Raw genomic sequence first — 8635 nt, forward strand, 5'->3', positions numbered from 1 at the left:
GTTGTTCCAGAATCGATGCCGCGCGGCAACGCTCGGGTCCTGCCTGTTACGGAAGCAGCAGCGAGGCGTCACCGTAAGAGTAGAAGCGGTAGTCATTCTCGACGGCATGGGTGTACGCCGCCTGCATCCGCTCCAGCCCCATCAGCGCCGATACCAGCATGAACAGCGTCGAGCGCGGGAGGTGGAAGTTGGTGAGGAGACCGTCGATCCCGCGGAAGCGGTAGCCGGGCGTGATGAAGATGCGCGTGTCGCCTTCGAACGGTTGCACGGTGCCGCTCTCGTCCGTCGCGCTCTCGATCAGGCGCAGGCTGGTGGTGCCGACCGCGATGACGCGGCCGCCGGCGGCGCGCACCGCGTTGAGCCGCGCGGCGGTGGTCGCGTCGAGCCGACCCCATTCGGCATGCATGGCGTGGTCGGCCGTGTCGGCCGCCTTGACGGGCAGGAAGGTGCCCGCGCCGACGTGCAGCGTCAGCGTCTCGTGACCGATCCCGGCCGCCGCCAGCGCCGCGATCAGGTCCGGCGTGAAATGCAGCGCGGCGGTCGGCGCGGCGACCGCGCCGGGCGCCCGTGCGAACATCGTCTGGTAGTCGGCGGCATCCTGCCGGTCGGCCGGGCGACGCGCGGCGATATAGGGGGGCAGCGGCATGCGGCCGGCGCGTTCCAGCAGCAGCTCCACCGGCTCCTCGCCGGCGAACTCCAGCGCCCAGCTGCCGTCGTCCGCCCGATCGCGCGCGGTAGCGGTCACGCCCGCGCCGAAGTCGACCGTTGCCCCATCGACCAGCCGCCGCCCGTTCCGGACGAAGGCGCGCCAGCGCCGCGGCCCCTCGCGCTTGTGCAGCGTCGCGCCGATGCGGGCGGCGTCGCGCCTCCCCTCCAGCTGCGCAGGGATCACGCGCGTGTCGTTGAAGACCAGCAGGTCGCCGGCGCGGAGCTCGCCCGGCAGGTCGCGTACGATCCGGTCGCGCAGCCCCGCGCGATCGACCACCAGCAGCCGCGCCGCGTCGCGCGGGAGGGCAGGACGAAGCGCGATCCGCTCGGGCGGCAGCGCGAAGTCGAACAGGTCGACGTTCACCGCGGCTTGGCTGCGGACCTTTTCACGGTCGGCTTGGCCGCTCCGGCTGGCGTGGCGAGCTTGGGCGCGTCGACGCCCGGGCCGGCGGGCAGCGGCGTCAGCGCCGGCGGCCGCGCGGCGAGCGGCGACGGCGCGGGCTGGTACGCGGGCGGATTGTCGGCAAGCAGATAGGCGTGGACGATGCGGCTGGGATTGGCCGGCGGTTCGCCTCGCTCCACCGCGTCCACCCACTGCATGCCGTCGATCACGCGGCCGAACACGGTGTATTTCTTGTCGAGCGACAGCTTGGGCTGGAAGACGATGAAGAATTGCGAATTGGCGCTGTTCTCGGCGTCCGCGCGCGCGGCCGACACCGCGCCGCGGACGTGCGGCAGGTAGTTGAACTCCGCCGGCAGGTTCGGCAGCGTCGAGCCGCCGGTGCCGTCGCCCTTGGGATCGCCGCCCTGCGCCATGAAGCCGTCGATCACGCGATGGAAGGCGAGGCCGTCGTAGAAATGCTGACGGGTGAGCGTGCGGACGCGATCGACCATCTTCGGCGCGACGTCGGGCCGCAGCCAGATCGTCACCCGGCCGCCCGTCGACAGATCGAGCACCCAGAGGTTCTGCGGATCGGTGGCCGACGCCGGCGGCAGCCGCGGCGCGGGCACCTGCGCCGCCGCGGGCGAGACCAGCGCGGGCGTGACCAGGACGAGCGCGAACAGGGCGGCGAGAAAACGCATAAGAAAACCTGTGTTGAGAGTGCCCCGCTTAGACGCGATCGCCGCTTGCGCCAAGGTGAACCGCTCAGGCGCCCCGACGCTCAGCTTTCGCGCCGCGCGGCCACCTTGACCAGCACCTCGTCGCGCACGCGGGGCGTCACGAACCGGTGGATGTCGCCGCCGAACAGTGCGATCTCCTTGACCAGCTTCGACGCGATCGGCTGCAGCGCCGCATCCGCCATCAGGAAGACCGTCTCGACCCGATCGTTCAGCTGCTGGTTCATGCCCGCCATCTGATATTCGTATTCGAAATCGGCGACGGCGCGCAGCCCGCGCAGGATCAGCGTCGCGTGCTCGCGATCGGCGAAATCCATCAGCAGCGAGTTGAACGAGACGACGCGGATGTCCGCGCCAAGCGCCACGGTCTCGCGCTCCACCATCGCCAGCCGTTCGTCCAGCGTGAACATCGGCGACTTGGAGGGATTGGTCGTCACTCCGATCACCATCCGGTCGACGAGCTTGGCGCCGCGCCGGACGATCGACAGGTGGCCGAGCGTGATCGGATCGAAGGTGCCCGGATAGACGCCGATCCTCACCGGTCGCGTTCCACGACATAGTGCGCCAGCGCGCGCAGCAGGTCGGCCTCGGTGCCGTAGCTGCGCAGGTGCTCGACGGCCTGGGCGGCCAGCAGTTCGCACTGCGCGTGCGCGCGCTCCGGGCCGAGCAGCGACAGGAACGTCGCCTTGCCGGCGTCGGCATCCTTGCGCAGCGCCTTGCCGACCGCCGCCTCGTCGCCCTCCGCGTCGAGCAGGTCGTCGGCGATCTGGAAGGCGAGACCGAGATCGTGCGCATAGCCGCGCAGGCCCGTGCGCCCCTCCGGCGGCACGCGGCCGAGAATCGCGCCCGCCTCCACCGACACCCCGATCAGCGCGCCGGTCTTGAGCTGCTGGAGGCGCGTGACGGCGGGGAGGTCGAAGGGCATGCGCTCGGCCGCCAGGTCCATCGCCTGGCCGCCCGCCATGCCGCCGGGGCCGGCAGCGCGCGCCACTTCGAGCACCAGCTCGGCGCGGACGAACGGGTCGGCATGCGTCGCGGGATCGGCCAGCCACTCGAACGCCAGGGCATGGAGCGAGTCGCCGGCCAGGATCGCGGTCGCTTCGTCGAACGCCTTGTGCGCGGTGGGCTTGCCCCGGCGCAGATCGTCGTCGTCCATCGCCGGCAGGTCGTCATGGATCAGCGAATAGACGTGGATCGCCTCGATCGCCGTCGCCGCGCGTTCGGCGCATTCGCGCTCCACCCCGAACAGGTCGGCCGTGGCGACGACCAGCAGCGGCCGCAGGCGCTTGCCGCCGCCGATCGCCGCATGGCGCATGCATTGATACAGGCGCGCGCGGGCGTCGCCCGGAACGGCGAGCATGGTCTCGAACCGGCGATCCACCGCCGTGCCGATGTCGACCAGCGCACGCGTGAGCGGCAAGAGCCCGACCGCGGCCACGCTCAAGCCGCCGCGAATGGCTTGACGCCCGCGGGCCGACCTTCCGCGTCCAGCCGGATCGCCTCGATGCGCGCCTGGGCCTGGTCCAGCCGCTCGCCGCAGCGCCGCCGCAGCCGGTCGCCCCGCTCGTACAGGGCGATCGACTCGTCCAGGCTGGCGTCGCCGCTTTCCAGCCGGCCGACGACCTGCTCGAGTTCGCGCAGCGCCTCCTCGAACGCCATTTCCTCGATCGGCTTATCCATCGCCGATGCTATGGGGCACCGCGGAAAGCGAGGCAAGGCGGCCATGTTCACCAGTGTCAACCCGGCGACCGGCGCAGCGGAGGCGACCTGGCCTGAACATGGCGACGCGGCGGTGGCAGCGCGCCTCGCGGGCGCGGCGGCAGCGTTCGCGCGCTGGCGCGTCAGCCCGGTGGCCGAGCGCGTGGCCCTGCTCCTAGCGTGCGCCGAGCGCTTCGCGGCCGACAAGGAGCGGCTGGCCGCGATCGCCGTCCGGGAGATGGGCAAGACCTTCACGTCCGCGGTCGCGGAGGTGGAGAAATGCGCCGCCGGCTTCCGCTTCTATGCCGAGCAGGGGCCGGCGCTGCTGGCGAGCGGCACGGCCGCGACGCCGGACGGGGCGGTCGGCACCCGCTGGCTGCCGATCGGCCCGGTGCTGGCCATCATGCCGTGGAATTTTCCCTATTGGCAGGTGGTCCGTTTTCTCGCGCCGACCATCCTGGCGGGCAATGTCGGCCTGCTGAAGCATGCCTCGCTGACCCAGGGCTGCGCGGCGGCGCTGGAGGAGGCGGTGACGGCCGCGGGCGCGCCGGCGGGCCTGTTCCAGAACCTCGCCATTCCCGGCCGCCGGGTCGCGCCGCTCATCGCCGATCCGCGCATCGCGGCGGTGACGCTGACCGGGAGCGAAGATGCCGGCGCCAAGGTCGCCGCCGCCGCCGGCGCGGCACTCAAGAAGGTGGTGCTGGAGCTGGGCGGCTCGGATCCGTTCATCGTCATGCCTTCCGCCGATCTCGACGCGGCCGCGAAAGCCGCGGTCACGGCGCGCATCCAGAACACCGGGCAGTCGTGCATCTGCGCCAAGCGGATGATCGTCCATGCCGACGTGTATGACGCGTTCCGGGAGCGCTTCGTCGCCGGCATCGCGGCGGTGCGCGCGGGCGATCCGTTCGACGCCGCCACGGACATGGGCCCGCTGTCCAGCGACGAACAGCGCGCCGCCGTGCTGGATCAGGTCGCGCGGATGCAGGCCGCGGGCGGGCGGCTGCTGGTCGGCGGCGAGGCGCTGCCGGGGCCGGGCGCGTTCATGAGCGCGGGCGTGGTCGCCGACCTGCCGGCCGACCATCCGATTGCGCAGGAGGAGGTGTTCGGCCCGGTGGCGACCCTGTTCCGCGCCGCCGACCTGAACGAGGCGATCGCGCTCGCCAACGACACCAGCTTCGGGCTCGGCTCGTCGGTGTGGACCGGCGACGGGCAGGAGCGCGAGCGGTTCGTGCGCGACCTCGCCTGCGGGATGACGGCGTTCAACCGGGTGCTCGCCTCCACCCCCGAGGCGCCGTTCGGCGGGGTCAAGCGCTCCGGCCACGGCCGTGAACTCGGACCGTGGGGGCTGCACGAGTTCATGAACCTGAAGGCGGTGTTCGGCTGAGCCTTGGTCGCGGACGTCGGTGTTCGATCAGCGCAGGTCGTGGCCGCTCCAGGTCACCAGCAGCCTGACCCCCACGAGACCGAGATCGACGGCGGCCTGCAGCCGGTGCGGCGCGGGATCGCCCGCGTCCTGCGCGATCAGCTGGAGATCGGCGGTGGGGTGGCGCGCGCCCAGCAGGAGCACCCCGAGCGCAGCGGCGATGATGACGATCCGGCGGTTGCGCATGGCGGGTCCCCTTCCCGAACGGGCATAGTCCCGAGCCGGACCATCGGCAAGCGGGTCAGGCCGCTGCCGCCAGCTGTCCTGCGTCGCGCGCGCGATCCCGTCCTGCGGCCTTGGCCGCGAACAGCGCGCGGTCGGCCTGGCGGTAGAGCGTCTTCCAGTCCACCTCGCGCGTTAGTGGCCCGGTGCAGGCGCCGATCGACGAGGTGACGCGGACGTCGAACGGCATCCGCTCGGCGCGCAGCCGATCGAGGACCGAGGCGGGCGACACCGCGTCCGCCGTGTCGCACACCGCCGCGAACTCCTCGCCCCCGATCCGCGCCACCAGCGCGCCTTCGGGCATCGCGGCCCGCAGCGCCCGCGACACCAGCCGCAGCACCTCGTCGCCGCCGTCGTGCCCGATCGTCTCGTTGACCCGCTTGAAATGGTCGATGTCGAGGATCAGCAGCGTCTGCAGGCCCTCGCGCCCGATCGCCCGATCGAGGAACGCGCGGCGGTTCAGCAGCCCGGTCAGCGGATCGGTGTCGGCGAGCAGTCGCGCCGCGATCTCCTGCTCGCGCGCCTCGTCGCGTTCTTGGCTCAGCATGCTGATGCGGTAGGCGATGGCGAGGCTGGAGGTCAGCGCCTCGCTCGCCATCGCGATCAGCGTCGCATTGTCGATCCAGAACCCATAGCCGACCAGGCCGAAATTATTGGCGATCCGGACCGAGGCCAGGCCGATCGGCGGCACCCAGGCGACCGCGAACAGCCAGAGATAGTTGCTGTTGCGCCGCCACGCCCGCCACAGGATGGGCGGAGCGATCAGCAGCAGGGAGATGTAGCTGGCGGCGTAGAGTCGATCGAGCAGATCGGCATGCCACGGCGCCACTGCGGCGAACAGCAGCGCGCTGCCGAGGATCAACGCGATGACCGCGTTCGCCATCCGGTCCAGCCAGCCGGCGAAGACCCGCTGCTCGAAATAGGTCCTGGCGAACACCAGGGCGGAGACCGCCGACAGCGCCAGCGCGACATAATTGACTCTCAGCCGGTCGGTGTTGGCGAGGCCCGGCGCCAGCCAGGCGAGCACCCCGGAGGACGAGCAGGCATAGACCAGCAGCGCCGCGATCATCAGGCAATAGGCGAGCTGGAAGCGGTGCCGGAGGGCCCCGAACAGCGCGATGTTGTAGACCAGCAGCGACACGCACATGCCTGCGAAGCCGGCGTAGAGCGCGGCGAGGATGACGTTGGAGCTGGCGCTCTCCGTCGGACTCGCGGCCCGCGCGTCGACCAGGATGCCCTGGATGTTGGCGGCGCCTTCGACACGCCACAGGATGCGGGTGACGCGGACGTGCCGCGCGGGCAGCCTGAACTCCACGATCGCGCCGAGCTGGAGCTGACGCGAGAGGGCCAGACCGTCGCCGGCGTGCATCGACACCAGGCCGTCGGCGTAGCGGACCCACATCGTCAGTCGGCGCTGCCAGATGCTGGCGATGCGGATGCGAACGGGCGCATGCGGGTCGGCGCTGACGGCGCGGGACACGACCCAGTAATCGCCCGGCCCGAGCCGTCGCTGGTCGGTGGCGCAGTCGAACCCGACCGGATGCGCGAGCACGGGAAGCGCTTTGTCGCCCGGCGCGATCCGCTTGACGCAGAGCGGGATCGGCGTGCCGACGGCGCCGGCCTGCGCCTGCGCCGGCCCGGCGGCAAGACAGGCGGCGAGCATCGCCGCCATGGCCCCCGTCCACCATCGCCAAATCGCCCGGATCATCCGCCCGGTCTAGGTAAGACCGGTCAAGAGATGGTAAACGGGACGAAAAGAGTTGCCCGCGCCAGGGCTGGCGACGATCCGCGCCAAAGGCGAGGGCGTGCGCGCAGCAGCGTCGCCGCGAGTTCCCACGGAGGTAGCCCGATGCCCGCTCCTCCCGGCAGCTGGCAGGAGCGGGACCGCTGCCTCAGGGCCGGGGTGACACCGAGGGAGGCCCCTCGATCGGCGGGTCGTCACTCCGTCGCCGGCGCGACCTCCGGCTTGCCCTTCTTCTTCGGCTTGCGCGGCGCGGCGGGCTCGATCGCGAAGCCGAGCGCGCCGTCCTTGAGGTGCACCGTCACCTCGCCGCCATGGACCAGCTTGCCGAACAGCAGCTCCTCGGCGAGCGGCTGCTTGATCTTCTCCTGGATCAGCCGTCCCATCGGTCGGGCGCCGTAGAGCTTGTCATAGCCCTTGTCGGTCAGCCACTTCTTCGCCTCGTCATCCAGACGGATATGGACCTGGCGGTCGGCCAGCTGCAGTTCCAGCTGCAGGACGAACTTGTCCACCACGCGCGCGACGACCTCGGGCGGCAGGTAGCCGAACGGCACCACCGCATCCAGCCGGTTGCGGAACTCGGGCGTGAACATCTTCTGCACCGCCTGCTCGTCCTCGCCCTCGCGGGTGAGATTGCCGAAGCCGACCGTCTCGCGCGCCATGTCGCTGGCGCCCGCATTGGTCGTCATGATCAGGATGACGTTGCGGAAATCGACGGATTTGCCGTGCTGGTCGGTCAACCGGCCATTATCCATCACCTGCAGCAGGATGTTGAACAGGTCCGGATGCGCCTTCTCGATCTCGTCCAGCAGGAGCACGCAATGCGGGTTCTGATCGACCGCGTCGGTCAGCAGACCGCCCTGATCGAAGCCGACATAGCCCGGCGGCGCACCGATCAGCCGGGAGACGCTGTGCCGCTCCATATATTCACTCATGTCGAACCGCTGGAGCGGGATGCCGAGGATCGACGCGAGCTGCTTGGCGACCTCGGTCTTGCCGACGCCGGTCGGGCCGGTGAACAGGTAGTTGCCGATCGGCTTCTCCGGCTCGCGCAATCCGGCGCGGGCCAGCTTGATCGCACTCGCCAGCTTTTCGATCGCCGAGTTCTGGCCGAAGACGACCCGCTTCAGATCGGTCTCCAGCGTCGACAGCGCCAGCTTGTCGTCTGTCGACACGGATTTCGGCGGGATGCGCGCCATCGTCGCGATCACCTGCTCGATCTCCTTGGGGGTGATCGTCTTCTTGCGCTTGGCGGGCGGCACCAGCATCTGCATCGCGCCAACTTCGTCGATCACGTCGATCGCCTTGTCGGGCAGCTTGCGGTCGTTGATGTAGCGCGCCGACAACTCCACCGCCGACTTGATCGCGTCGGGGGTGTATTTGACCTTGTGATGGTCCTCGAACGCGGAGCGCAGCCCCGCGAGGATCTTGATCGTGTCCTCGATCGTCGGCTCGTTGACGTCGATCTTCTGGAAGCGCCGGAGCAGCGCCCGGTCCTTCTCGAAATGGTTGCGGAACTCCTTGTAGGTGGTCGAGCCGATGCAGCGGATCGTGCCGCCCGACAGCGCCGGCTTCAGCAGGTTGGACGCGTCCATCGCCCCGCCGCTGGTCGCGCCCGCGCCGATCACCGTGTGGATCTCGTCGATGAACAGGACGGCGTGCGGCAGCTTCTCCAGCTCGTTGACGACCGCCTTCAGCCGCTCCTCGAAATCGCCGCGATAGCG

Annotated in this window: 9 protein-coding genes; 1 reads left to right on the plus strand and 8 read right to left on the minus strand. The window is 70.4% G+C overall.

The genetic code is table 11. From position 1 onward, the window contains the following. Window positions 1-46: 46 nt before the first annotated feature. From queA to ACFE64_RS01235, 5 genes are all read right to left on the minus strand, one after another. Window positions 47-1072 carry a tRNA preQ1(34) S-adenosylmethionine ribosyltransferase-isomerase QueA gene (queA, locus tag ACFE64_RS01215; protein ID WP_375390619.1) on the minus strand — a complete coding sequence of 342 codons (1026 nt, stop codon included), beginning with the start codon at window positions 1070-1072 and terminating at the stop codon, window positions 47-49. Beyond that, window positions 1069-1791, minus strand: coding sequence for a peptidylprolyl isomerase (locus ACFE64_RS01220; protein ID WP_375390620.1), 723 nt, complete (start codon window positions 1789-1791; stop codon window positions 1069-1071). The genes queA and ACFE64_RS01220 overlap by 4 nt, the downstream gene beginning before the upstream one ends. An 80-nt stretch (window positions 1792-1871) precedes the next feature. Beyond that, window positions 1872-2366: a pantetheine-phosphate adenylyltransferase gene (coaD, locus tag ACFE64_RS01225; protein ID WP_375390621.1), complete on the minus strand. Its 495-nt coding sequence runs from the start codon at window positions 2364-2366 to the stop codon at window positions 1872-1874. Next, window positions 2363-3265, minus strand: coding sequence for a polyprenyl synthetase family protein (locus ACFE64_RS01230; RefSeq protein ID WP_375390630.1), 903 nt, complete (start codon window positions 3263-3265; stop codon window positions 2363-2365). Before ACFE64_RS01230 ends, coaD begins: the two co-directional genes overlap by 4 nt. Window positions 3266-3267: 2 nt before the next feature. After that, window positions 3268-3507, minus strand: a complete 240-nt coding sequence (locus ACFE64_RS01235; RefSeq protein WP_375390622.1) for an exodeoxyribonuclease VII small subunit — start codon at window positions 3505-3507, stop codon at window positions 3268-3270. Between the two features lie 43 nt (window positions 3508-3550). Between ACFE64_RS01235 and ACFE64_RS01240 the strand changes: the two genes are divergently transcribed. Beyond that, window positions 3551-4909 carry an aldehyde dehydrogenase family protein gene (locus tag ACFE64_RS01240; protein WP_375390623.1) on the plus strand — a complete coding sequence of 453 codons (1359 nt, stop codon included), beginning with the start codon at window positions 3551-3553 and terminating at the stop codon, window positions 4907-4909. Between the two features lie 27 nt (window positions 4910-4936). Here ACFE64_RS01240 and ACFE64_RS01245 read toward each other — a convergent pair whose 3' ends face one another. The 3 genes from ACFE64_RS01245 to ACFE64_RS01255 form a co-directional block, all read right to left on the minus strand. Continuing rightward, on the minus strand, window positions 4937-5134 hold the full coding sequence (locus tag ACFE64_RS01245; RefSeq protein WP_375390624.1) for a hypothetical protein: 198 nt from the start codon (window positions 5132-5134) through the stop codon (window positions 4937-4939). A 55-nt stretch (window positions 5135-5189) separates the two neighbouring features. Next, window positions 5190-6878 carry a diguanylate cyclase domain-containing protein gene (locus ACFE64_RS01250; RefSeq protein WP_375390625.1) on the minus strand — a complete coding sequence of 563 codons (1689 nt, stop codon included), beginning with the start codon at window positions 6876-6878 and terminating at the stop codon, window positions 5190-5192. Between the two features lie 230 nt (window positions 6879-7108). Beyond that, window positions 7109-8635: AAA family ATPase (locus ACFE64_RS01255; RefSeq protein WP_375390626.1), on the minus strand; the 1527-nt coding region annotated here is incomplete at its 5' end.

It is taken from the genome of uncultured Sphingomonas sp., from assembly GCF_964250165.1.
In the GTDB taxonomy this organism is placed as follows: Bacteria; Pseudomonadota; Alphaproteobacteria; order Sphingomonadales; family Sphingomonadaceae; genus Sphingomonas.